Annotated in this window: 19 protein-coding genes and 1 pseudogene; 13 read left to right on the top strand and 7 right to left on the bottom strand. The window is 71.5% G+C overall.

The annotated features are described in order from the left end of the window. A partial coding sequence (locus C1I95_RS17000) for a DUF3592 domain-containing protein (protein ID WP_146605742.1) occupies positions 1 to 442 on the bottom strand: 442 nt, incomplete at its 3' end. A 214-nt stretch (positions 443 to 656) separates the two neighbouring features. Between C1I95_RS17000 and C1I95_RS16995 the strand changes: the two genes are divergently transcribed. Genes C1I95_RS16995 through C1I95_RS16985 form a run of 3 tightly spaced genes read left to right on the top strand, consistent with a single transcriptional unit; the run spans position 657 to position 2,836 of the window. Next, positions 657 to 1,454, top strand: coding sequence for an SAM-dependent methyltransferase (locus C1I95_RS16995; RefSeq protein WP_111214821.1), 798 nt, complete (start codon positions 657 to 659; stop codon positions 1,452 to 1,454). Positions 1,455 to 1,486: 32 nt separating this feature from the next. Then, positions 1,487 to 2,056: a hypothetical protein gene (locus tag C1I95_RS16990; RefSeq protein WP_146605741.1), complete on the top strand. Its 570-nt coding sequence runs from the start codon at positions 1,487 to 1,489 to the stop codon at positions 2,054 to 2,056. Positions 2,057 to 2,092: 36 nt separating this feature from the next. Beyond that, a complete protein-coding gene (locus tag C1I95_RS16985) occupies positions 2,093 to 2,836 on the top strand; it encodes an N-acetyltransferase (protein WP_111214819.1) in 744 nt (247 codons plus the stop codon). 20 nt (positions 2,837 to 2,856) lie between these two features. Here the strand turns inward: C1I95_RS16985 and C1I95_RS16980 are convergent, their stop codons facing one another. Together C1I95_RS16980 and C1I95_RS16975 are read right to left on the bottom strand one after the other, a co-directional pair. Further along, on the bottom strand, positions 2,857 to 3,405 hold the full coding sequence (locus C1I95_RS16980) for an NUDIX hydrolase (protein WP_111214818.1): 549 nt from the start codon (positions 3,403 to 3,405) through the stop codon (positions 2,857 to 2,859). Between the two features lie 4 nt (positions 3,406 to 3,409). Then, complete coding sequence (locus C1I95_RS16975) at positions 3,410 to 4,333, bottom strand: EamA family transporter (RefSeq protein WP_111214817.1); 924 nt, start codon at positions 4,331 to 4,333, stop codon at positions 3,410 to 3,412. A gap of 39 nt (positions 4,334 to 4,372) precedes the next feature. Between C1I95_RS16975 and C1I95_RS16970 the strand changes: the two genes are divergently transcribed. The 8 genes from C1I95_RS16970 (at position 4,373) to C1I95_RS16935 (ending at position 16,818) form a co-directional block, all read left to right on the top strand. Next, a complete protein-coding gene (locus C1I95_RS16970) occupies positions 4,373 to 4,882 on the top strand; it encodes a MarR family winged helix-turn-helix transcriptional regulator (protein WP_111214816.1) in 510 nt (169 codons plus the stop codon). Between the two features lie 76 nt (positions 4,883 to 4,958). After that, the gene (locus C1I95_RS16965) at positions 4,959 to 8,120 is read left to right on the top strand and encodes an ATP-binding protein (RefSeq protein WP_111214815.1); all 3,162 of its coding nucleotides are present in this window, start codon (positions 4,959 to 4,961) and stop codon (positions 8,118 to 8,120) included. Between the two features lie 143 nt (positions 8,121 to 8,263). Next, on the top strand, positions 8,264 to 9,910 hold the full coding sequence (locus tag C1I95_RS16960; protein ID WP_111214814.1) for a bifunctional 3-(3-hydroxy-phenyl)propionate/3-hydroxycinnamic acid hydroxylase: 1,647 nt from the start codon (positions 8,264 to 8,266) through the stop codon (positions 9,908 to 9,910). Between the two features lie 170 nt (positions 9,911 to 10,080). Continuing rightward, positions 10,081 to 11,721: a vWA domain-containing protein gene (locus tag C1I95_RS16955; RefSeq protein ID WP_233513712.1), complete on the top strand. Its 1,641-nt coding sequence runs from the start codon at positions 10,081 to 10,083 to the stop codon at positions 11,719 to 11,721. A 37-nt stretch (positions 11,722 to 11,758) separates the two neighbouring features. Beyond that, positions 11,759 to 12,355 carry a hypothetical protein gene (locus tag C1I95_RS16950; RefSeq protein WP_111214813.1) on the top strand — a complete coding sequence of 199 codons (597 nt, stop codon included), beginning with the start codon at positions 11,759 to 11,761 and terminating at the stop codon, positions 12,353 to 12,355. A gap of 10 nt (positions 12,356 to 12,365) precedes the next feature. Further along, positions 12,366 to 13,508 (top strand): hypothetical protein, encoded by a 1,143-nt coding sequence (locus C1I95_RS16945; protein WP_199523786.1) that lies wholly within the window; start codon positions 12,366 to 12,368, stop codon positions 13,506 to 13,508. Between the two features lie 16 nt (positions 13,509 to 13,524). After that, positions 13,525 to 14,841 (top strand): toxic anion resistance protein, encoded by a 1,317-nt coding sequence (locus C1I95_RS16940; RefSeq protein WP_111214811.1) that lies wholly within the window; start codon positions 13,525 to 13,527, stop codon positions 14,839 to 14,841. 96 nt (positions 14,842 to 14,937) lie between these two features. Next, positions 14,938 to 16,818 (top strand): Xaa-Pro dipeptidyl-peptidase, encoded by a 1,881-nt coding sequence (locus C1I95_RS16935; protein ID WP_233513711.1) that lies wholly within the window; start codon positions 14,938 to 14,940, stop codon positions 16,816 to 16,818. 87 nt (positions 16,819 to 16,905) lie between these two features. Here C1I95_RS16935 and C1I95_RS16930 read toward each other — a convergent pair whose 3' ends face one another. Together C1I95_RS16930 and C1I95_RS16925 are read right to left on the bottom strand one after the other, a co-directional pair. Further along, positions 16,906 to 18,279 carry a permease prefix domain 1-containing protein gene (locus C1I95_RS16930; protein WP_111214809.1) on the bottom strand — a complete coding sequence of 458 codons (1,374 nt, stop codon included), beginning with the start codon at positions 18,277 to 18,279 and terminating at the stop codon, positions 16,906 to 16,908. Further along, positions 18,276 to 18,644, bottom strand: coding sequence for a PadR family transcriptional regulator (locus C1I95_RS16925; protein WP_111214808.1), 369 nt, complete (start codon positions 18,642 to 18,644; stop codon positions 18,276 to 18,278). The genes C1I95_RS16930 and C1I95_RS16925 overlap by 4 nt, the downstream gene beginning before the upstream one ends. Positions 18,645 to 18,793: 149 nt before the next feature. Here C1I95_RS16925 and C1I95_RS16920 point away from each other — a divergent pair, with 149 nt between their 5' ends. Together C1I95_RS16920 and C1I95_RS16915 are read left to right on the top strand one after the other, a co-directional pair. After that, a complete protein-coding gene (locus C1I95_RS16920) occupies positions 18,794 to 19,528 on the top strand; it encodes a MerR family transcriptional regulator (protein ID WP_158566410.1) in 735 nt (244 codons plus the stop codon). Between the two features lie 79 nt (positions 19,529 to 19,607). Continuing rightward, on the top strand, positions 19,608 to 20,666 hold the full coding sequence (locus tag C1I95_RS16915; RefSeq protein WP_111214806.1) for a hypothetical protein: 1,059 nt from the start codon (positions 19,608 to 19,610) through the stop codon (positions 20,664 to 20,666). On the opposite strand, the pseudogene C1I95_RS36390 reads toward C1I95_RS16915, so the two are convergent. Both C1I95_RS36390 and C1I95_RS16905 read right to left on the bottom strand, forming a co-directional pair. Further along, positions 20,630 to 20,839 (bottom strand): annotated as a pseudogene (locus C1I95_RS36390) (response regulator transcription factor); the annotation flags it as partial. The gene C1I95_RS16915 and the pseudogene C1I95_RS36390 overlap by 37 nt on opposite strands. 887 nt (positions 20,840 to 21,726) lie before the next feature. After that, on the bottom strand, positions 21,727 to 23,112 hold the full coding sequence (locus tag C1I95_RS16905) for an FAD-dependent monooxygenase (RefSeq protein WP_199523785.1): 1,386 nt from the start codon (positions 23,110 to 23,112) through the stop codon (positions 21,727 to 21,729). Between the last annotated feature and the right edge of the window lie 180 nt (positions 23,113 to 23,292).

The raw sequence follows: 23,292 nt of genomic DNA, 5'->3' as shown, positions 1-23,292 counted from the left end.
GGGCCCGCCTGTTGCGGCGGTGCTGGCGGACCAGGAGCACGGCGGCCGTGCCGGCCATGGCGAGGCCACCGGCGCCGGTCGCCGCACCGACCCAACCGGGCGTGGCCAGCACGACGTTGTCGCCGCTGACCCGCAGTTCCACCGACTGTCCGGGTACGGTGGCGGAACCGCCGATGTCGACCCGGGTGGTGTGCGGCCCGTCGGCGGCCTGCCAACTGATGGTGCAGGTCTGGACCGTCCGGCCGGTCGTGCCGGCCGTGCGCTCGATCCGCGTCGTGCACTCCTGCACGGTGCCGGTGGCCCGGTCCCAGCTCTGGCTCGCCAGCAACCAGCCACCGACGGTCAGGAAAACGAGGCCGACCAGGCCGAACACGATCAGGGCGCCGCGGCGCAGCACCCGGACCCACCGGCCTACCGCCGGCGGATAGCTGTCGTGAGCCACACCGGCACGGTACGGGCGCCGGCAACGGCGCGGACCCGACCGTCCGGCTCGCCGACTTCATCGTTCGGGTCGGGCCGCTCCCCCGAGCGCCGGGAAATCGGCGACGACCTCCCGAACGACAGCGGTGGTCGAAAGTGGACCAGACATGAGTACGATGTGGCGATCGCACCGCAGTAGTGGCCCCACCCGCCGTCCCCTCTGATTGGAGCCCCGCATGGCCAGCCCGGATTCCGACCTCGCCGCGAAGCTCCAGCCCGAGGTGCCGCACGCCGCGCGGATCTGGAACTACTGGATGGGCGGGAAGGACAACTTCCAGTCCGACCGGGCCGCCGGTGAGGCCGTGGCCGAGGTCTACCCCGAGATCGTGGTGATGGCGCAGCAGTCCCGCCGGTTCCTCATCCGGGTCGTGCGTCACCTGGCCGCCGAGGCGGGGATCCGGCAGTTCCTGGACATCGGCACCGGCCTGCCCACCATGCAGAACACCCACGAGGTCGCCCAGGCGGTCGCGCCCGAGTCCCGGATCGTCTACGTGGACAACGACCCGATGGTGCTCGTACACGCCCGGGCGCTGCTGGGCAGCACGACCTCCGAGGGCGTGACGACGTACGTGCCCGCCGACTACCACGACCCGGAGAAGATCCTCCTCGAGGCGGCCGAGACGCTGGACTTCGACAAGCCCGTGGCCGTGATGTTCATGGGCGTGATGGGCTACGAGCCCAACCTCGACGTGGTCCGCTCCATCGTGGGGCGGGCGATGGAGGCCACCGCGTCCGGCAGCCACCTGGTGCTGTGGGACGGTACCGACACCAGCCCGGCGGTGGTCTCCGGTGCCGAGCGGCTGGCGGAGAGCGGCGGCGTCCCGTACATCCTGCGCAGCCCGGAGCAGCTCGAAAGCTGCTTCGAGGGGCTGACGATGGTGGAGCCCGGGCTGGCGCCGATCACGCTGTGGCGTCCGGACGACTCCGACGCGGTGGCGATCGACGCGTACGGCGCGGTGGCCCGCAAGCCCTGACCCGTCGCCACCACGCGTCCTGGGCTGTCGCCGTGCCTGTCGAGCCCGCAGTCATCGATCTGGACGAGCACGACCACCGGGTCGCTGAGCCGAGGACCGTCACTCGTACGCCCCGTCGCACCGTCGTGCTTCTGCTCCTCGCCGTCTTCACTGCCGGTGTCGTGGCGGGCGGACTGGGCATGACCGAGATCCGGGACTCGCGCGAACAGCAGGAGCGGGACGCCACGGTCGCGCTCGTTGCGCTGCCCGCCTCCGCTCACAGCGGAGGCGGGACCCCGACCGGTGCCGTGCGGCTGAACGGGCAACTCGCGCTGATCAACACCGGCCCGTCCCCTATCACCGTGCGGTCGGCCCGCGCGCAGCGACCCGGCGTGTTGATCCGCGACACCGGCCACACCCGGACGGTACGCCCCGGCGGCACCGGCTGGATCGACGTCGAACTGCTCCTACAGTGCCCCTCCACGTTCGATCCCGAGCCGGTGCCGATGACGTTCGCCGTGGAAACCGCCGACGGACGGGTCCGGGAGGTCGGCTACCCGATCGCCCTGGCCACCGGCAGTTGGGCCGACGCCGTGTCGCTCAACTGCCGACGCGGTATTTGACCTGCGCGTCGGCAGGGTGGCCGGTATGGTGCCGCGGTGACTCTCGACATCGTGTGCCTGGCGGACCGGCCGGACCTCGCGCCACTGCTGGACGAGGGCTTCGACGGGGCGTGGCCCCAGTTCATGCTCTGGGATCCGATGGGATCGGTGTACTACAGCGTCGCCCATGACCTGTACCCGGAGTTCGTGTTCGTCGCCGTCGACTCCGCCGACCCCGGGCGCGCGGTCGCCCGGGCGTACGCCGTGCCGTTGCGGTGGACGGAGCCGGAGCTTCCCGACGGCGGGTGGGACCGAATGATCCAACGCGCCACCATCAACCGGCTCACCGGCGCGGAGACGAACCTCGTGTCGGCGTTGGAGATCTGCGTCCGGCCGGATCGGCGCGGTGGCGGATTGTCCGCGCTGATGCTCGACGCGATGCGGCAGGCGGTCGCGAAGCGGGGGTACGACACGCTGGTCGCTCCGGTCCGCCCGAGCGGCAAGCACACCCGCCCCGACCTGCCGATGACCGAGTACGCCGCGCAGGTCCGCACGGACGGTCTGCCGGTGGACCCGTGGCTGCGGGTGCACGCGCGGGCGGGCGGACGCATCGAGCGCGTCGCGGCCCGGTCGATGACGATCACCGGCACGCTCGCCGACTGGCGTCGCTGGACCGGCCTGCCGTTCGACACCAGCGGCCCGGTGCACGTACCGGGCGCTCTGGTGCCGGTGCACTGCGACGTGCCCCACGACCACGCCGTGTACGTGGAGCCCAACGTGTGGGTGCGGCACCGGTTGTAGGGCAGTGAATGGGTCAGGGCTCAACGGTTGGGAGCTGACCGTCCTGGTCGGCGGGTGTGCCGCAGATAGCGGTCCAGTGTGGCCCGGCCGTCCGGCACGAAGGGCCAGGTCGGGTCGGCGAGGCGGGCGATCAGCTCGTCCAGGTCCAGCCACCAACCGGCCGCCACCTCGCTGGGCTGGTGGACCACCGGCCCGCACCGGTCGGCCTCGTACCGGGCGTCGAAGACGTACGCCAGGTAGCTGGCGTACGCATCCGCGTACCAGTACCGCAGGCAGGGGCGGATGTCGCAGTTCGTGACACCCAGTTCCTCGGTCAGCTCGCGGCCCGCCGCCTCGACCGGATCCTCGCCGGCCAGCACCACCCCGCCGGCGAACGCGTCGTGCATGCCGGGATAGAGATCCTTGGTTTCGGTTCGTCGGTGGACGTAGACCCGGTCCCGCTCGTCGCGCAGCAGCACGGCGGTGGCCGCATGCGGCAGGTTTCCGGAACGGACCGCGCTGCGGGACGCAGTGCCGGTGACTCTCCCGGACAGGTCGCCCTCGGCATACAGTGCCACGAGTTCGTCCACCGCATCACCCTATGCGCGCCGGGTGGGGTTCGGCGGCCGCGTCGTTCCGGTTGGCGCGTACGGTGCGGAGCCGCGTGACGAGTCGCCCGGCGACGGGCTGCCCGAGCAGGATCCCGACGAACACCAGCACGACTCCGCAGACCTGCTGGGGAGCGAGCCGCTCACCGGCGATCACCGCGCCGAGCAGCACCCCGGTGATCGGGTTGAGCAGCCCGATGAGACCCACCGTGCCGGCGCTCAGGTGCCGCAGCCCGGTGAACCAGGCGGCGAAGGCGAGGGCGGTCGCCACGATGGTGACGTAACCGAAGCCGAGGACCGCCGGCCGGTCCAGGGTGGGTGGCGGACCTTCGATCACGGCGGCGACGGGCAGCAGGATCACGCCTCCGGCGATGAGTTGCCACGAGGTCAGCGAGAACACGTCGATCCCCGCGCTCCACTTCTTGGCGAGGATGTAGCCGAGGGCGGACATCGTCATGGCCGCGACGGAGGCGAGCACGCCGGAGAGGCTGACCGCGGCGGTGCCGTCCAGCAGCATGAGGCAGACACCGCCGATCCCGATGCCGGCGCCGGCCAGGTGCGCGGCACGCGGGCGTTCGGACAGTGCCGCCCAGGCGATCAGCATCATGGCGACCGGTGCGGTCGCCATGATCGTCGAGGCGATGCTCGTCGGCAGCGCCTGCGCCGCGAGATAGATCAACGCGAAGAACGCGCCCACGTTCAGCGTGCCGAGGACCAGCGATCGCCACCACCACGACCCGTGCGGAACGGCCCGGCGCACGAGGATCAGGAGCAGGCCGGCGGGCAGCGCCCGGATCGCCCCGCCGTAGAGCGGATAGTCGGCCGGCAGGAACCGGTGGGTGACGAAGTAGGTCGCGCCCCACGCCACCGGTGCGATCGCGGTGACCGGCACCCGCAAAGTAGCTTCCATGGAAGCGACTATAGCTTCCATGGAAGCTATAGTGGTGGGGTGACCGAGCACCTCGACCACGTCGCCCGCATCCAGCAGGCCTGGGCCCGTGAACGGCCCGACCTGGACGTGAGCCCACAGGGCGTGATCGGCCGGCTCCATCGACTCGCCGGCCACCTCACCGAACAGCTGCACGTCGTCTACCGGCGATACGGGCTGGGTGAGGGCGAGTTCGACGTCCTCGCCACCCTCCGGCGTGCCGGCGAACCGTTCGAACGCGCACCCGGAGAACTCGCGGCGTTCACGATGGTGACCACCGGCGCCATGACCAAGCGCATCGACCGGCTGGAACGCGACGGCCTGGTCACCCGCCGCCCCAGCACGAGCGACGGACGCGGCCGGGTCGTCGCGCTCACCGAGGCCGGCCGGGACCTGATCGACCAGGCGTTCGCCGAACACATGCGCAACGAACGCCGGCTCCTCGACCTGCTGAGCCCCGACGAGGCCGCCCAGCTGGAATCGCTGCTCGCCACCTGGCTCGCGGGCTTCGAGACACCGCGGCGGTCATGAACCGCGACGGCACCGGGTTGCGGATGACTGTCATACTCGATCCGGCCAGGTGGGAACCGGACATTGTGGTGGTGGCGTGCAGTTCCGGGTGCTGGGGCCGCCGGAGGTCGTCCGGGACGGTCGGGTGGTGCCGGTCGGCGGACCGAAGCAACGCGCGCTGCTGGCGCTGTTCCTGCTGCGGCCGAACCGGTTCGTCGCCACCGACTGGCTGATCGACGCCCTGTGGGACGGCCGGCCGCCGGCCAGCGCCGAGATGACCCTACGGACGTATGTGGCGGGGCTGCGCCGAACCGTGGAGCCGCAACGTTCCCACCGCGAGCCGGCCCGCATCCTGCGCAGCCACCCCAAGGGGTACGAGCTGCGGGTCGACGCCGACGCCATCGACGCGGTCCGGTTCGGCAGCCTGGTGGACCGGGCGGCGAGCACACTGGCGGCCGGCGACCCGACGTCGGCGGAACGCGGCTACGTCGAGGCGCTGGCGCTCTGGCGGGGTGAACCGTTGGCCGGCGCGGCGGACCTGGACGCGGTACGCCCGGAGGCGACCCGGTTGGCCGAGCTGCGGCTCAGCGCCGAGGAAGGGCGGTTCACCGCGGCCGTCGCGGCCGGGCGACCCGCCTCCGTACTCGCCGAGTTGCGCCAGTTCGTCGCGGCGAACCCGGTACGCGAGGCCGCCCGCGCCCAGCTGATGCTGGCGCTCTACCGCTCCGGCCGGCAGACCGAGGCGCTGGCCGCCTTCGACGAGGGCCGCCGGATCCTGACCGGCGAGTACGGGCTCGATCCCGGCACCGAGATCCGCGAGCTGCACCGCCTCATCCTCGACCAGGCCGTGCCGCCGGCCGGGGTTTCCGGCTCCACCTCCGTCTGGCCAGAACACCCCCCGGGCCCCACCGTGGCGAGCGCCGGGACTTCGGCGCACGCCCTGGTCGGCCGGGGTGTCGAGCTGGCCCGGCTGGTCGCGGAGCTGGCCGCGGCGGCGCACGGCGGCGGCCGCGTCACCGCCGTGGTGGGCGAGCCGGGGATCGGCAAGACCAGCCTCGCCGCCGAGCTCAGCGCACTCGCTCGGACGCGCGGCGTGCCGGTGGTGTGGGGGCGGTGTCCCGACGTCGGGCAGGCACCGCCGTTCTGGCTGTGGAGTCAGGTGGTACGGGCGCTCGCGGCGATGCCGCAGGCCGGCACCACCGGATCGGCACGGCGGCTGGACGGCTTCGCCGCCGGTCCGCTGCACGGGTTGGCCGGCGACGCGGAACCCGATCCGGCGGCCCGGTTCCACGCGTACGAGGCCGTGGCGGAGCTGGTGCGTACGGTGGCCGGGCCGGCGGGTCTGCTCATCGTGCTGGACGACCTGCACGCCGCCGATCCGGATTCGTTGCTGCTGTTGCGCTTCCTGTCCTCGACCCTGGCCGACGCCCGCGCCCTCGTGGTCGCCACGCTGCGACCGTACGAGCACGACACGGCGCTGCTGGCCACGGTGGCCGAACTGGCCCGGGGCCACGGTTTCAGCCAACTGCGGTTGACCGGTCTGTCCGCTGCGGCCGTGGCCGACCTGGTACGCCAGCGCACCGGCGCGGCACCGGAGCGGCAGATCGTGGCGCGCCTGGTGACCCGTACCAGCGGGAATCCGTTCTTCATCACCGAGCTGCTTCGGTCGCGCACCGACCCGGCCGACGCGGACCTGCCGCCGAGCATCCGGGACACCGTCCGGTTGCGCCTCGACGACCTGCCCGAACCGGCCCGCGACTGCCTGGACCTGCTCAGCGTGGCCGGTCACGAGCTGGACGCGAGCACGATGGCGACGGCCCTGGAGGTGGCGGCGGGGAAGGTCGCCGACGCGCTGACGGCGGCGTACCGGGCCGAGCTGGTGGCCGAGGCCGGGCCGGGTGCGGTGCGCTTCAGCCACCCGCTGTTCGCCGAGGTCGCCTACGCCGAACTGCCCCCGCCGCGCCGGGCCGCGTTGCACGCTCGGCTGGCCACCGTCTACGAGCGGGCCGGCGATGTCGCCCCGGCCGAGGTGGCCCACCACTACGGGCACGCGGTCGGGCTCGGTCACGGCGAGGACCACCTGAGGTGGTCCCTGGCGGCGGCCGACGACGCGACCCGCCGGTTCGCCTACGAGGACGCCCTCGGCCACCTGGAGCGGGCCGCGCTCAGGCTGGCGCCGCTCGCCGCCGGTTCGCCCTCGGCGGCGCAGACCGAACTCTCCGTCGCGCTGCATCGGGCTGCCCTGTTGCAGATGACGGTGGGTGTCGGCGCCGACGCCGTCGACCAGGTCTGTGCCCGCGCCCGGGACCTGCTGGCGTTGGTCGGACCGGAGGCGGACGTCCGGCCCGCGCTGTGGGCGCTCGGCGAGCTGGCCGCCAACCAGGCCGACTTCGCGGTCTGCACCGAACTGGCTGGCCGGCTCGTCCGTACGGACGACAACGGCACCGGCCTGTTCGGGGCGGCCGGTGAGTACCTGCTGGGCGTGGTCGACTACTTCACCGGATCGCTGCCGGCGGCCGACCGGCGGCTCACCGCGGCGGTCGACCGGCTGCGGGCGGTGGATCCGCGGCTGCTCGGCCGGCAGGTCGGCCGCCTGCCGGTGCTGGCCGCGTACAACTTCCGCGCCCTGGTCAGGTCGTTGCGCGGTGACCCCGACGCCGCTCGGCGGGACATCGCGGACGCCGAACAGCTCGCCGAGGAACTCAACGACCCGTACGGACGGGCGAACGCGGCGCTCTACGCCGCCTGGATGGGGATGCAGGAACGGGACGTGACGGCCGTACGGGCCGCCGCGCAGCGGTGCCGCGACGTCGGCGCCGCCAACGGCCTGCCGCACTTCGTGACCACCGGCGGGTTCTTCCTCGAGTGGGCCGCCGCCCGGGGCGGGGAGCACGACCGGCTACCGGCGATGCGCGCCGCGGCCGACGGGATCTACCGTCCCGGGCTACGGGCCACCCGGACCGTCACGCTCAGCGCGATGGCCGAGGCGTACCTGGCCGCGGGCGATCCGGTCACCGCGGCGGCGCTGGCCGAGGAGGGACTGGCCGTGACCGACCGGCTGGGTGAGTCGGTCTTCGCCGCCGAGCTGCACCGGATACGCGGCATCGCCCACCACGATCCGGCGGCCCTGGCCACCGGCGCCCGGCTCGCCGCCGACCAGGGCAACAACCTCCTCCTCGCCCGATTCCCCGCCGACACCCCCGCTGAGCAACCACGTCGGGTTTCCGGCAGGCCCGGCCCGCGCAGGGATCAAGCCTGACCGCCCGGAGCGGGTCGGGCCTGCCGGAAACCCCACCCCTCCACGCCGACTCCACGCGTCTTCCACACCGGGCTGGTGTCGTGGTCGGTGTAGCAGCCCGTGCCCGGGCAGGTCCCGGGCGCCCACGTCCCGGAGGGATAGTCATGAACCCGGCCCAGTCGTCGCCGCGTACCAAGGTGCAGGAGGTCGATGTCGTCGTCGTCGGATGCGGTCCGGTCGGCGCGCTGACCGCGAACCTGCTCGGTGCGCGCGGAGTCAGCACGCTCGTGGTCGAGCGGAGCACGGCACCGCACGGTCAGCCGCGGGCCTTCTCCTGCGACGACGAGGCGTTTCGCGTCTACCAGCAGGCCGGCCTGCTCGACCAGATCGCCGGTGACATGCACCAACCGTCGCGGGCCGACTACGTCAACGCCGCCGGCCAGGTGTTCGCCACCATCGCCTTCTCGGAGGTCGACTTCGGATTCGGGCACGCGCCGCTGAACTTCTTCGACCAACCGCTGCTGGAGCAGGCCCTGCGCGGCGGCATGGACCGGTTCGACCACGTCGAGCTGCAACTGGGTACTGAGCTGGTGAGCCTGCAGCAGGACGACGATCGGGTGCAGCTGGTCCTGCGCGACGTGGTCACCGATCAGGTGCGCCCGGTACGGGCCAGGTACGTGCTCGGCTGCGACGGAGCCCGGAGCACCACGCGGACCGCCGTCCGGATCCCGCTCACCGGAGCGAGCTACGCCGAACCGTGGCTGGCCATCTCCGGCGACGTGCCGCCGGAGGCCATCCGGGGCGAGCACACCACCTTCGTCTGCGACTGGCGACGGCCGGCGTTCGTCTCCCCCGGTGCCCGAGGCAGCTACCGACTGGAGTTCATGCTCCTGCCGGGCGAGACCGAGGCCGACATGCGCCGGCCGGAGACCATCGCCGCGCTGGTCGAGCCGTACGTCGACCCGGCGCGCTTCACCGTCACCAGAGCGGTGGTCTACACGTTCCACCACCTCCTCGCGCAGCGATGGCGGGAGCGCCGGGTGTTCCTGCTGGGGGACGCCGCCCACCAGATGCCCCCGTTCCTCGGCCAGGGACTGTGCAGCGGCCTGCGCGACGCGGCGAACCTGACCTGGAAGCTCGGCCTGGTGCTGGCCGGCGACGCCGACCCGGCGCTGCTCGACACGTACGAGACCGAGCGGCGACCGCACACGGCGGCGATGGCGGACACGAGCGTCCGCCTGGGACGGGTCTTCCTGGCCCGTAGCCGTCCCGCGGCCTGGCTGCGGGACGTCGCGCTGCGGGCGGTGCAGACCGTGCCGCGGGTGCGCCGGTTCGTCCGGCAGTTCGAGTTCAAGCCGCTGCCGGCGTACGAACGGGGCATGATGGCCGGCGGGCGGCGGGACGGCGCGGTCGGGACGATGTTCCCCCAGCCCCGGGTCGCCACTGCGGAGTCGGCGACGCCCCGCCTGCTCGACGAGGTGCTCGGCGACGGCTTCGCGGTGATCGGGTCCGGCGGCACGGCATCCCGGCCGGAAACGCCGGGACTGCCGCTGCGGTACGTCGCGGTGCATCCGGCCGGCACCGCGGCGGCGAGCCTGCCGACCCGCCAGCCCGACGCCGGTCGGGTCGACGTCGTCGACGTCGACGGCGCGATCACCGCCTGGCTGCGCCGGCACCGGGCCGACGCGGTCGTCCTGCGACCGGACCGGTTCGTGTTCGCCGTGGCCGAGGCCGGCGGCGTCGACCAGGTGGCCCGGCAGCTCATGGCGGCCCTCGGCGCGCCGGACGCGGCCCGCCTGCCGGTCGGCTGACCAGAACCGTCCACTGTGTAGGCCGGGTGACCCGGTCGGCGCTACGGCGGCGACCGGGCATCACCTGAGGCCCAGTGTTCACCCCACGTTCCCCGTCCCGTTGGTTTACCGGTGCTACCAACAAGCCAGGTTCTTGGAAGATCATCGGTAGCGGCGGAACGGGAGCGTACGTGCGGGTCAAGGGGCTTGCGGCGGTCGCCGCGGCGATGATGGTGCTGGCCACCGGCTGTACCGGTGACGAACCCGACCCACGAGGGTCGGGCGGACCGGGCGGCGACGCCTCCTCGGTACGCATCGTCGCCGGGTCCGAGCAGGAGAGCGTGGTCGAGACCATCGTCAAGCCGTGGTGCGCCAGCAAGGGCTACCACTGCGACGTGACGTTGAAGGGTTCCGTCGACCAGGCCCGCCTGCTCGCCGGCGGCAGCCGGGACTACGACGCCTACTGGTTCGCCTCCAGCGTCTTCTCCCAACTCGGCGACAAGGCCAACGTGCTGCAGGACGTGCAGCCGATGTTCCTCACCCCGGTGGTGTTCGCGGGTTGGCGTAGCGAGATGCAGCGGCTGGGCTTCGCCGGCCGGCCGGACGTCGGCATCGCGGACATCCTGCGGGCCGTCGAGTCGGGCCGGACGACGGTCTGGGTGACCAACCCGACGCAGTCCAACTCCGGTGCCACCGTGCTGTTCGGTTTCATGAACTACTTCGCGGGCAACGGTGCCGGCACGCCGCTCAGCCAGGAGCAGCTCGACTCTCCGGCGGTCGAGCAGGGGGTGACCCGGTTCATCGCGGCGATGGACCAGACGCCGCCGTCGACGGGCACCCTGATGACCGAGTGCCTCGCCCGCCCGAACGACTGCCGGACCATGTTCACCTACGAGGACCTGGTCATCGAGAAGAACCAGGAACTGGTCAAGGCCGGCAAGGAGCCTCTGGTGGTGGCGTACCCGCGCGGGTCGCTGGCGATCAGCGACGCGCCGCTGGGTTTCCTCCCGCACGACGACGCCGGGGACGCCGCCAAGCGGAAGATCGTCCGCGAGTTGCAGGAGCACCTGCTCACCGACGCGGGGGCGCAGTCCCAGTTGCTCAAGCTGGGGCGGCGGCCGATCAGCGGCGTCGGGCTGACGCTGGAGAACCCCGACCTGGCCGTGTTCAACCCGGACTGGGGCATCCAGGCGACCATAAACGAGCAGGGCATCCAGTATCCGGCGGCGCCGGTCATCGAGGCGGCGCTGGACCGCTACCAGACCCGCTACCGGCGCCCGGTCAACACGTTCTACTGCCTTGACGGCAGCGGGTCGATGGCCTCGAACGAGGGCTGGGACGGGGTCAAGGCGGCCGCACACCAGATCTTCGACCAGGATCAGGCCGCCCTCAACTTCCTGCGTACCCACCCGCAGGACTCGACCACCGTCGGGATCTTCAATCGCGACCTGGTCGAGGGAACGCCGTGGGTGGTGGACGGCAACGACGAGGCCGGGCTGCACGGGCTCACGGAGAAGGTCAACGCGTACCGGCCCACCGGCGGCACCAACATGTACGCCTGCCTGCAACGGGCCGCCACCGACCTGCGCGGTCCGCAGCCCGGCGACCGCCGACGGCTGGTGGTGCTGATGACCGACGGCAGGTCGGAGTCCGACGACCGGGGTGGGGCGGTGTCCGCGCTGAAGGCGATGGGCGTGCCGGTGATCGCCATCGCGTTCGGCCGGGACGTCGACGCGGCGCAGCTGCGGGACGTGGCCGCGGCGACCGGCGGCGCGTACGTCCAGCAGGACGACCTGGTGGCGGCGCTGCGCCAGGCGGCTGGTTACAAGTGACCGGGCGCCGCCACACCGACGTACCCCGGCGGCTCCGATGAGGAGGAAGCTCGCCGCTCCGGTCGCGCTCGCCGCTGCGGTCGCGGTGTTCACCGGGGTCTTCGCCGCCACCACCAGCTTCCTGTGGGCGCCACTGCTGGCGGTCGCCGCGGCCCTCGGGGTGTACTTCATGCTCGACGACCGCAGCCCGGCGCAGGCCCGCGGCGACGACTATCTCGACGAGGCGCGGGCCAAGGTCGAGGAGGCGCTCAAGGTGCTGCGCGGCATCGAACGGCTCAGCCGCGAGGTGCAGGCGCCGGTCGCCCGGGCCGCCCTGCAGTCGGCCTGCCGCTACGTGCCCGAGTTGTTCGACCGGGTCCGAGCGGCCGCGCCGAACAGCCTCTACTCCACCGCCAGCCAGATCGGCGGGCACCTGACCAGCCTCGACGGGGTCGTGCGGCAGTACCTCGACATCCAGGGCAAGCCGGTGCTCTACACCGATCCGGAGGCCCTCCGGCACAGCGGCGAGCTGGCGTTCGAACGCTTCGCCGCCTTCACCCTGGACAGCGTGCGGCTGGTCAACCAGGGCGACATCGCGCAGTACCGGGCCAACCTCGACACCGTCGCACCGCCGAAGCTGCCAGAGCTGGGATGAAGGAGCCATCGTGAGATTGCCGAGCGTTCGATTCCTGATCGGACTGGTCACGGTGATCGTCGTCTGTGTCGTCGCCGCTGTGCTGTGGGTCCGGTCCGACAATGCCGCCACCTCGGCGGCACCGCCGGCGGTGGTGAACTGCCTGGGCGGCTCCGAGAAGTCCGAGCTGATGGCCGACGCCGACGTCGTCCGGATCCTGCGCGACCGGTATCAGTTGGAGGTCAACTTCCGGCCGCTCGGCTCGTACGACCAGGTGCAGTTGAGCAGCGACGACCTCAAGGCTCGCCAACTCGACTGCCTGTGGCCGTCGAGCGCCAGCGCGCAGAGCGTGTTCGAGGCGCAGCACCCGGGCGCTTTCCCGGACTACCGGGCCGAGAACCTGTTGCAGTCGCCCGAGGTGGTCTACGCGGGGCCGCGCGGCACCGAGGCCCTGATCAAGCGCGGCCTCGTCCAGCAGCGGGACAATCGGTACTACCTGGTGAACATGAAGTCCCTGCTGCTGGACCACGTGCTGAAGAGGCAGACCTGGGACGGCATCGGCGCGGCCGACCTGCGCGGGCCGATCACCGTGGCGAGCACCGACGCGGCCAAGTCGAACAGCGGCTTCGTGCTGGCCCAGCTCCAGCTGAGCATCGTCGCCACCGACGACGTGTTCCAGGCTCCGAATCTCGCCCAGGCACGCAAGGCCCTGCCCACCATGCGGGCGCTGTACGACGCGCAGGGGTTGCAGGCGCGCAGCTCCGACTCCGGGTTCCGGGAGTGGCTCACCCAGGGCGGCGAGTTCAAGTCGCCGCTGTACGCCGGGTACGAGAACCAGCTCATCCAGTTGGTCGCGCAGGGCGGCGTGAACACCGAGAGCGTGCTCAAGAACGTCCGGCTGCTCTACCCCGACCCGACCATCTACAGCGATCACCCGCTGCTCGCGCTCAACAGCACCGCCGTCCGGTTGATCGAGGCGTTGAAGGACCCGGAGATCCAGGCGATCGCCTGGCAGACGTACGGCTTCCGCTCGGCGCTGCAGGTCGGTGCCAACGACGTCGCGGACTTTCCCGACCTCGCGCTCGCCGAGCAGATCCGCACCACCCCGGCGCCCGCCGCCGACGTGACGCTCGCGCTGCTGAACTGCATCAAGGACGCCAACACCTGCAAGTGAGGGGAACCGACCGGCCATGACCGACGGATTGCAGATCGACTTCGGCAGCATCGTGGGGGGCGCGGCCGAACCACCGGCCGGCGCCGCCGACAGCGCCATCACCGGTGCGCTGGCCGCCAGCCAGCCACGCGAGCTGGTCTGCGCGGACCTGCTCAGCCCCGCCCAGCGGAGCCAGGCCGAGGCTGCGGCGAAGCAGCTCTACCCGGCGATGCTGGCCAACACCGAGCAGCTCGCGGTCTTCGGCAACGGCGCGATCGACCAGGTCAACGCCCAGGTCAGCCGGATCTTCAAGGAGGTCGGCCGAGTCGACATCCCGGAGCTGACCAGCATCATGCACCAGCTCAACGACCGGATGCGCACGTTCCGGCGCAAGTACGACCCGAGCGACCCGCAGGTCCGCGAGACGTTCAACAAGTTCGCGGACGCCATCAAGGGCGTCTTCCGCAAGGGCCGCGACCTGTTGGAGATGCTGTTCGAGGAGGCCAGGACGGTCGAGCAGCAGCTGGACAAGGTGGCCGGGCAGCTCAGCGCCAAGCAGTTGGAGCTGCGGCGCAACGTGGTGCTCTGCGACGAGCTCTACAAGGCCAACGAGGCGGCGATCGGTCAGCTCATCGGCGCGATCGCGGTGATGGAGCTGGTCCGCGACGAGGCGCTGGCCGAGGCCCGGTCGATCACGGTCACCCCGGGTGCGGTCGACGAGCGGGACCGGCAGGAGCGGCTCTCCCTGGTCACCGAGTTCATCCAGGCGCTCGAGGTGCGGATCAACGAGTTCCAGCAGCGCCTCTTCGTGGCCTGGTCGACCTCGCCGCAGGTGCGCAACATCCGGACGTTGAACTACGGCCTGGGTCAGCGTCTCGCGTTGCTGATGAACCTGACCATCCCGACGATGAAGCTCACCATCGCCCAGTGGGCGCTGCTGTTGCAGGCCAACCAGGCGGCCGACATGCAGCAGGTGGTCGCCGACGGCGCCAACGACGTGCTCTCCGCGTACGCTCGGGCGTCGCAGTCCGCCATTCCGCAGATCGCCCGGACCATCCAGACCCCGACGATCCGCCCGGAGACCCTGCTGGAGGTGGCGGAGTCGATCGACGCGCAGGCGCGGGGCATCGAGGAGGCCGTCCGGTACGGGCAGCAGAAGCGCGCCGAGGTGGTGACCGCGATCGTGAGCGCCAACCAGTCCATGACGCAGTCGGCCAACCGGCTGTCGCAGACCGTGGTCGAGCTGGTGACCCGGGCCAAGGAGCCGCTGGCGCTGCCGGCCGGGCCGCAGCTGCCCGCCGCCGTCCTGGAGCAGGCGCCGGCGGTGCTCACGCCGCAGCCCCAGGCGAGGTGATCGACGGGGGACGATGACCGGGGTTAGCATGTGGATCATCGATCCACATCCACCCCTGGTCGACTCCGGCCACCAGCCGAGCGAAGGGAGACGCGCGTGCGTCGAACCCCCTTACTGGCCCTACTCAGCGTCGGCATGGCCGGCGCACTGGTGCTGAGCGCCGCACCGGCGCCGGCGGAAGCCCAACCCGCGGTAACCACGTCACCGGGCATCGTGGTCGTCGACGGCATGACCCAACCGGTGTTCTCGCTCGCCGACGCGATCGAGGAGCGGGTGTACGTGGAAACCTCGGTGGACACCGACCACGACGGCCGTCCCGACCGGGTGGCGATCGACATCTCCCGGCCCCGGGAGACCGCCACCCAGGGCTTCAAGGTGCCGGTCATCTTCGAGCACAGCCCGTACCGCAAGGGCACCTGGAACGACGTGCCGTACCCGAGTGTGCTGGTGGACGAGCTGCCGCAGAACGGCGTCACCCGCCGCTCGGGGCTGCGGGGGTCCGACCTGGCGATCCAGAGTGCGCGGGCGAAGGCCAACCTGCCCGGCCAGCTGGACGACTACTACGTGCCGCGGGGGTACGCGGTGGTGCTCGGTCAGAGCGTCGGCACCGGCGACTCGGACGGCTGCCCGACCAGCGGTGACCAGGCCGAGACGCTCGGCACCAAGGCGGTCATCGACTGGCTGAACGGACGGGCGAAGGGCTACGACGCGAACGGTGCCCCGGTGACCGCCGACTGGACCACCGGTGCGGTCGGCATGACCGGCGTCTCCTACAACGGGACGCTGCCGAACCAGGTCGCCACCACCGGGGTCAACGGGCTCAAGACCATCGTGCCGGTCGCCGCGATCAGCAGCTGGTACGACTACTACCGGGCCAACGGTCTGGTCGTCGCGCCCGGGACGTACCAGGGCGAGGACGTCGACGTGCTGGCCCAGTTCACCGCCGGCCGGGCGCGGGCCGAGGGCCCCTGTGCCGACGAGATCGCCGCGTTGACCGAGCAGCAGGATCGGGTCACCGGCGACTACTCGAAGTTCTGGCAGGACCGCGACTACCTGGACGCCAAGAAGGTCAAGGCGAGCGTCTTCGTCGTGCACGGCCTCAACGACTGGAACGTGAAGACCGAGCACTTCGCCGGCTGGTGGGACGAGCTGACCAAGCGGAACGTCCCGCGCAAGATCTGGCTCCACCAGGGCGGGCACGGCGGGCCGGGCAACACCGCGTCGGTGACCCTGCCCGACGGCCGTACCTGGACCTACAAGCAGACCGAGAACCGCTGGTTCGACTACTGGCTGTGGAACGTACGCAACGGGGTCATGGACGAGCCGACCGCGGTGCTGCAGCGGGAAAACCGGGCGTACACCACGTACCGGAACTGGCCCGACCCGGGCACCCGCGACGTCACGCTGCAGCTGGGCGCGACCGACGCCACCGCGCCGGGCACGCTCACCTCCGCCAAGCCGAAGGGCAAGGTCGAGCAGCGCTTCGTCGACGAGGGTCGGACCATCCACCCGGACACCCTGGTGGCCGGCCCGGACACGGCGAGCCCGAACCGGCTCGTCTACCGCTCCCCCGTGCTGAGCCAGGACGTCCGCATCTCCGGGCGCCCCGAGCTGCGGCTGCGGATGGCGATCGACAACAAGCCGGACGCCAACCTGACCGCGTACCTGGTCGACTACGGCCCGGCCGGCACGACCGCCGCGCCGACGGTGGTGACCCGGGGCTGGATGGACCCGCAGAACCGCAAGAACCCGGCGCGCACCGAGCCGGTCAAGCAGGGCAAGCTGTACGACTTCCGGTGGACCCTGGAGCCCAAGGACTACGTCTTCCCGGCGGGTCACCGGATCGGCGTGGTCGTCTTCTCCAGCGACCAGGAATACACCCTGCTGCCGCTCGGCGGCACCGAGCTGCGGGTCGCGCCGCAGCACAGCGAGCTGCGGCTGCCGGTGGTCGGCGGACGGACCGTACTCGGGTTCTGAGTCGATCGCGACGCCGGGGCCGGTGCGTGCGCACCGGCCCCGGCGTCGCCGCTACCGGGGAATCAGCCGGTGCGCGGGGGATCTCGATCAGAGGTAGCCGAACAACGGGGGGAAGACCAGGACCACGATCCAGGACCACGCGGCGTACACCGGGAGGTAGCCGGTCTGCCAGCGTTCGAGCGCCGCGAACGGTGTACGCCGGCGGACGAACCCGAGCATCAGCCACGCCGACCAGGCGAGGTTGGCGAGCAGGATGACGTTCTCCCCGAGCGCCGCCGCCTTGTTGGGTGTGGTGCCGTACTCGGTGATGCGATGGGTGATCTCCCGCAGTACCAGCACGTCGATGATGAGCGCGCTGACCACGAGGGCGAGTTGCAGCTTGTCGAACAGGCCGGGCCGGGCCAGCGGATCACGGGCCGAGATCGAGTAGAGCAGCAACCCCAGCACCACGACCAGCAGCAGGTCGAACAGGATCAGCGCTTCCCGCTCGACATCGATGCCGCCACTGGTCCAGGCGAGGGCGATCAGGAAGGCCAGCAGCACCGCGGTGAACAGGGGTGTGAACAGCCGGGTGAGTACCGGCGCGATGTTCTCGACCACACTCTGCTTTGCCTCGACCAGCCACCCGGCCACCACCACCGAGGCCACCACGCCGCAGGGCACCAGCCACTGCTGAATGAAGTCCTCCGGAACGATCCCGATGGCCTCGAACGTCCCGACCACGAACGCGATCAGCACACCGCCGCCGAGGGCGATGAGGACGAAGTAGACGAACCACTCGCCGGTGAAGCGGATGAAATCCATGCGTCGGCGGGCCGAGCGCAGGTCATCGGCCACATAGGCCAGACCGACCACCAGCCACAGGGCGATGGGCAGATGGATGGCGGTCAGCACCAACGACTGGGAGTCGTCGGCGAGCGGATAGGCGTTCGCGGCCACGGCGCCGAGCCCGAACAACGCCAGCAGCACCCCGATCAGCGCTGGTCTGGCCTGACGCCGCCAGGCCAGGAAGGCCGCCAGCCAGGGCAGCGCGAACAGCGCGAAGTTGGGCGCATAGAACTGGCCGTCCTCGTCCAGCCTCATCCCGAACAGTTCCGGCACCTTGACCGACACCGCCGCGCCCACCGCGCAGCTGACCATCACCAGCAGGTCACGCCGCGACCGGGTGCCCGCCCCCTGGCCGTCGGTGTCGCCGGTCAGCACCAGTTGCTTCCACAACCGTTCCGAATGCTCCCGGGCGAACTCGCGAGCCAGGTCGTCCAGGCCACCCATGCGTTTGACCGCGATGAGGAACGCCTCGTCGGCGCGCAGGCCGACCGCGACGAGCTGGTCGACGGAGGCCCGAAGATGGTCCTCGAGCTCTTCCGAGTCGGCCTGCCGCAGCTCCGGGCGGCGCTGTACGTACTGGCGCCACTGGGCGAACTGGGCCTCCAGTTCGTCTTCGTTGTCTGCCGCTGTCATGCCCGACCCTCCAGCGGAATCGCTGCCAACCGTCGGACGTCGCCGGGCCAGATCTCCTTGAGTGTGCTCACGACCGTTTCCCACTGGCGGCGTTGTTCGGCGAGCTCGGCCAGGCCGCTGCTGGTGATGCGGTAGTACTTGCGCCGCCGCTCCCCGGCGACCGACTGCCAGCTCGCCTCCACGTGTCCGAGGCGCTCAAGCCGGTGCAGCAACGGATACAGCAGCCCCTCGGTCCAGTCCAACTCGCCATCGGACAGCTCGTTGATCCGTCGGAGAATCGCGTAGCCGTAGCTCTCCCCGTCGGCCAGGATGCCCAGCACCATCGGCGTCGCCGAGGCGGCCACGAGATCCTTGGTGACCTTCACAGGTCCTCCTTCACCTCACACCTAGAACCATGATGCATAGTAGTTCTAGGTATCGTCGGATAACAAGGGAACGCTCGGCGGCCCCGGGCGCCGGCATCAACAGATAGCGCTACTATCCGGCTCTGACTCGGGACCAGGGGGCACCATCCGTGCGCATCGCCGAACTCTCCAGCCGAAGCGGGATCAGCATCCCGTCGATCAAGTTCTATCTGCGGGAGGGCCTGCTGGCGCCCGGCGAGGCGACCGGCCGCAACCAGGCCGCCTACACCGACGAACACCTGCACCGGCTCCGACTCATCCGCGCCCTGATCGACGTCGGCGGACTGTCGATCGCCGCCGCGCGTGACGTGCTGGCCGCGATCGACGAGCCGGACGTGACGGGGCACGAACTGCTCGGCGCGGCGTCCTACGCGGTGGCCGGCAGCCCGCGCCGCGATCCGGACAGCCCGGCCTGGCAGGCGGCCCGGGCGGAGGTGGTCGAGTTGGCTCGCCGCCGGGGCTGGCTGGTACCCGACCACGCACCCCAGTTCGACGTGGCAGCCGATGCGGTCGCCGCCCTTCGTACGTTGGGGCAGGACGACATCGTCGCAATGTTGCCGCGCTACGCCGACACGATGGAGCAGATCGCCGGGCAGGAGGTGGACCTGGTGGTGGCCCGGGGTGAGCGGATGCGAATGGTCGAGGGCGTGGTCACCAGCACCGTGCTCGGCGAGATCGTGCTCAACGCCCTGCGCCGCCTGGCCCAGGAGGATGCCTCCGCCCGCCGCCTGATACCCCGGGACGAGTGGCCACAGGTGCCGGGCCGGGACCCGGGGTGCGACCTGCCGCCCGGCACCTCGAAGGCAGCGAAGGTCGCCGGCTCGGCCGACCGCCCGCCCCGATAACCCCTTGTGCCATCGGGCTGGATAGTGCCACTATCTGTTATAGATACCGACACTACCCATGTGCACGGCTGGAGGAGCCATGGCCACCGGCGTACTTGCTGGCCCCATCGTCCGTACTCACCCGTTGCACCTGCTGCGACAGGCCTGGGCACGCGACAAACCGCTCACGCTGATCGGCTCGGCCATGGTGGTGCTCCTCGTGGGCACCACGTTCGGGCTCATCGCCGACCCCCGGGTGATCACCGGTGCGCCGGCCTGGCTCAAGCCGGCCAAGTTCGCCGTCTCGGTCGCCGTGTACTCGTTCACACTCGTCTGGCTGCTCACGTACGTCACCGGGCGGCCTCGCCTGGTCCGCCTGGTCTCCTGGGCCACCGCCCTCGCGCTGGCCGTGGAGATGGTCCTGATCGTCGCCGCCGCAGCCACCGGCACGACCAGCCACTTCAACGTGTCCACCCCGACCCACGCGACGATCTGGTCCGTCATGGCCGCCGCGATCGTGGTGGTCTGGCTCGCCAACCTTCTGGTCGGCCTGCTACTGCTGCGCCAGCGACTACTCGACCGGGCGTTCGCCTGGTCGCTGCGACTGGGCGTGCTGGTCAGCGCGGCCGGCATGGGCGTGGCCTTCCTGATGACCCAGCCGACCGCGCAACAACTTCAGTCGGCCCGGTCGGGCGGAGACATGACGACCGTCGGGGCGCACAGCGTCGGGGTCGCGGACGGCGGCCCGGGTCTGCCGGTGGTCGGCTGGAGCACCGTCGGCGGCGACCTGCGGGTCGCCCACTTCATCGGCCTGCACGCGTTGCAGGCACTCCCCCTGCTCGGTCTGCTGATCGGCAGGTTCGGCCCACGGTGGCTGCGCGTCGCCGACCGTACCGGGCTGATCTGGGTCGCTTCGGCCGGCTATCTCGGGGTGGTCGGGTTGACGACCTGGCAGGCGCTGCGCGGGCAGAGTCTGGTCAACCCGGACCAGCTCACCCTCGGCGCCCTGGCCGTACTGGTCACGGCGGTCCTCGTCAGCACCGCCGCGATCCTGGCCCGCGCCCGCCGCCGCCCGGAGGGCCCAGCGGCGGGTGGCGGCCCGCCGGTCGGACCATCCGCCGGCTACTCGGAGGCAGGTGTGACCAGGCCGGACTCGTAGGCCGCGATGACGGCCTGCACGCGGTCGCGGCAGCCGAGTTTGCGCAGCACCTCGGAGATGTGGGTCTTCACCGTCTCCTCGCCGATGACCAGGTCGGCGGCGATCTCGGCGTTGGACAGGCCCCGGGTGGCGGCGAGCAGCACCTCCCGCTCGCGCCGGGTGAGGGTGGCGATCCGTCCGGCCCATGGCCCGGACGGGGTCCGTTCGGCGGGACGCGATGGTGCGGCGTCGGCCGGCGTGGGCGGGGCCGGAGACGCCGCCATCGGCGGTGCGGACGCCGAGGCGGCGCGGGTGGCCCGCACTCGGCGCGCGACAACTCTGGCGAGCACGGCGGTCAGCACCACGGCGACCACCGCGCCCAGGTACGCCGACAGGTAGAACAGCCGCGCGCCGTCGAACCAGCGACTCGGGTCGCGGCCGTACAGGCTGACCGGCCCGACAGCCGGCACGTTCCAGTACACCCCGCTCGTGCAGTAGACCACCGCCAGAGTGACCACCAGGGCCGCGATCCAGAGCGCCCGCCTGCGGGCGCCGTCGAAGACCGCGACCCCGAGCACGGCCAGACCGGCGAGCCACCAGCCCCACGCCATCACTGCCGCCAACGGCGAGAGCAGCCACGGGACGGCGGCCAGCACACAGGCCAGCCCGAGCCGGTACCGGGACAACGCGACCGCCATGACCGCGGCGAGGTTGGCCAACCCGAGCGCGATCCAACCCAGGCCGCCAACCCTCAGCACAGCGCCGGGATTGTCGAAGGCCGGCGGCCCCGGGGTCGCCAGAAGCACCACCCCCACGACGAACGCGAGCGCCAACGGCGCGGCCCACCCGGCCAGGCCGGCCGGCAGGCCGACTCCGCCCAAGCGGACAGCGGGCCCCATCTGCGTTGCGCCCGACGACGGGTGCGGGAGGTCTGGGTCGGCCATGGCTGCCAGCATGCCAGCGGTCCGGCGGCGCACGCCTCCCGGGAAACAGGGATTTGCCGGTAGAAACGCCTCCCCCATCCGGGGGAGATCCCCGATCGGGACGCTCCGAACGCTGCGAAGCTGGGTGGTGGCAGCCCCTACGCGCCGACCCAGCGGTCCAGGTACGCCAGTAGTCCGGTCAGGTCGCTGTCGCCGGACCGGTAGCTGACATGCCCGTCGGGGCGAACCAGGTACAGGGCGGCGACACCCGTGACGCCCAGCCGGCGCAGCGCCGGAACGGCACCGGTCAACCGGTGTACGGTCAGCCGGTACCGGTCAAGCCGAGCGGTCACGGTGGCCGGCCACGCGTCCGCCGGCCCACAGAGCAGCAGGTGCCATCCGGGCCGCGCGATGAGCTGGTGCAGCGTCGACGCCGCCTCGCTGGTCGGCAGCGGGGCGTCGGGCAGTCGGTCGCCCGCCCTCGGGCCCCGACGCGGCGCGCCTGCGCCCTGCGCCGACAGCGGGCGGTGCCGGTAGCCGATGTTCAGCTCCGCCACGGTACGGAAAGCGGTCGCCCGGACGAGTTTCGAGGCGAGGAGGACGGGGAGCAACGCGGGCACGATTCGGGTCCGGGCGAACCGCACGACCGGATTGGTGGAGACGGCGACGGCGAACGCGCGGTCGGTGAAGCGCAGCACCATCCGCCCGACCGGCGCCCGCTCCTGCTCGTAGCTGTCCAGCAGCGCCGGCCCGGCCTTACCGCGCAGCGCCTGCGCGAGCTTCCAGCCGAGGTTGACCGCATCCTGGATGCCGGTGTTCATGCCCTGCGCGCCGACCGGGCTGTGGATGTGTGCGGCGTCCCCGGCGAGGAACACCGGTCCGGCCCGGTACCGGGTGGCCGCGCGGTGGTGCAGCCGGAAGTTCGTCATCCATACCGGGTCGCGCAGACGTATGGCCCTGCCGGCGTAGGTGTCGGCGAGCGTCTGGACCTCGTCGAGGGTTACCGGGGCGTCGGGCGGAGTGTGATCGGTGGGCGGTCGCATCACGATCATCCGCCAGCTGGCGGGACGGCCGAGCGGGAAGAGCAGCAGCATGCCCTGCTCGGCCAGGAAAACGTGCGCGGCGGCGCCGTCGACCCCGTCGGCTTCCAGATCGGCGAGCACGAACGTCTGCGGGTACGCGCCGCCTTCGAACCCGATCCCGGTCAGGTGGCGGACGGTGCTGTGCGCGCCGTCGCAGCCCACCACGAACCGGGCCGCCACCAACTCCTGGCGGCCGTCGGCGTGCCGCAGCGTGGCGACCGCGCCGCCGCCCGCGCCGGCGTCCAGCCCCACCAGCTCGACTCCGCGCTCCACGTCGACGCCGGCGGCGGCCAGGTGCTCGCCCAGCACCCGCTCGGTTTCCGCCTGCGACAGCAGGAGCAGATACGGGTACGCGGTGTCGGCCAGGCCCAGGTCGAACAACGGCACCGAACGCTGTCGACCCTGGGCGTGCAGGCACAGCCGCACCGCCGGATTGCCGGCGGCCACCAACTCGTCGGTCACACCGGCTGGTGGTGACCCGGAACAGCTCGCCACGGGCGCTGCCGGTGAAGGAACTGCACACCATCCCGAAAGACGATGCGAAGCACACGTGTGAGTGCCACAGCTTCGGCGGTGTACTTGAGCCCCGCTACATTGTCGGCGCGGAACCACTTGACCAGTGAGCTATTACGCACTCTTTAA

This window comes from Micromonospora craterilacus (genome assembly GCF_003236315.1).
GTDB classification, from domain to species: Bacteria; Actinomycetota; Actinomycetes; order Mycobacteriales; family Micromonosporaceae; genus Micromonospora; species Micromonospora craterilacus.
This window is presented reverse-complemented; position numbering and strand designations above follow the sequence as displayed.

What these genes read in the sequence shown, in the direction of transcription:
- C1I95_RS16995 (WP_111214821.1), top strand. Translation starts at nt 657, where the DNA reads ATGGCCAGCCCGGATTCCGACCTCGCCGCGAAGCTCCAGCCCGAGGTG.
- C1I95_RS16975 (WP_111214817.1), bottom strand. Translation starts at nt 4,333, where the DNA reads ATGGAAGCTACTTTGCGGGTGCCGGTCACCGCGATCGCACCGGTGGCG.
- C1I95_RS16960 (WP_111214814.1), top strand. Translation starts at nt 8,264, where the DNA reads ATGAACCCGGCCCAGTCGTCGCCGCGTACCAAGGTGCAGGAGGTCGAT.
- C1I95_RS16950 (WP_111214813.1), top strand. Translation starts at nt 11,759, where the DNA reads ATGAGGAGGAAGCTCGCCGCTCCGGTCGCGCTCGCCGCTGCGGTCGCG.
- C1I95_RS16940 (WP_111214811.1), top strand. Translation starts at nt 13,525, where the DNA reads ATGACCGACGGATTGCAGATCGACTTCGGCAGCATCGTGGGGGGCGCG.
- C1I95_RS16930 (WP_111214809.1), bottom strand. Translation starts at nt 18,279, where the DNA reads ATGACAGCGGCAGACAACGAAGACGAACTGGAGGCCCAGTTCGCCCAG.
- C1I95_RS16915 (WP_111214806.1), top strand. Translation starts at nt 19,608, where the DNA reads ATGGCCACCGGCGTACTTGCTGGCCCCATCGTCCGTACTCACCCGTTG.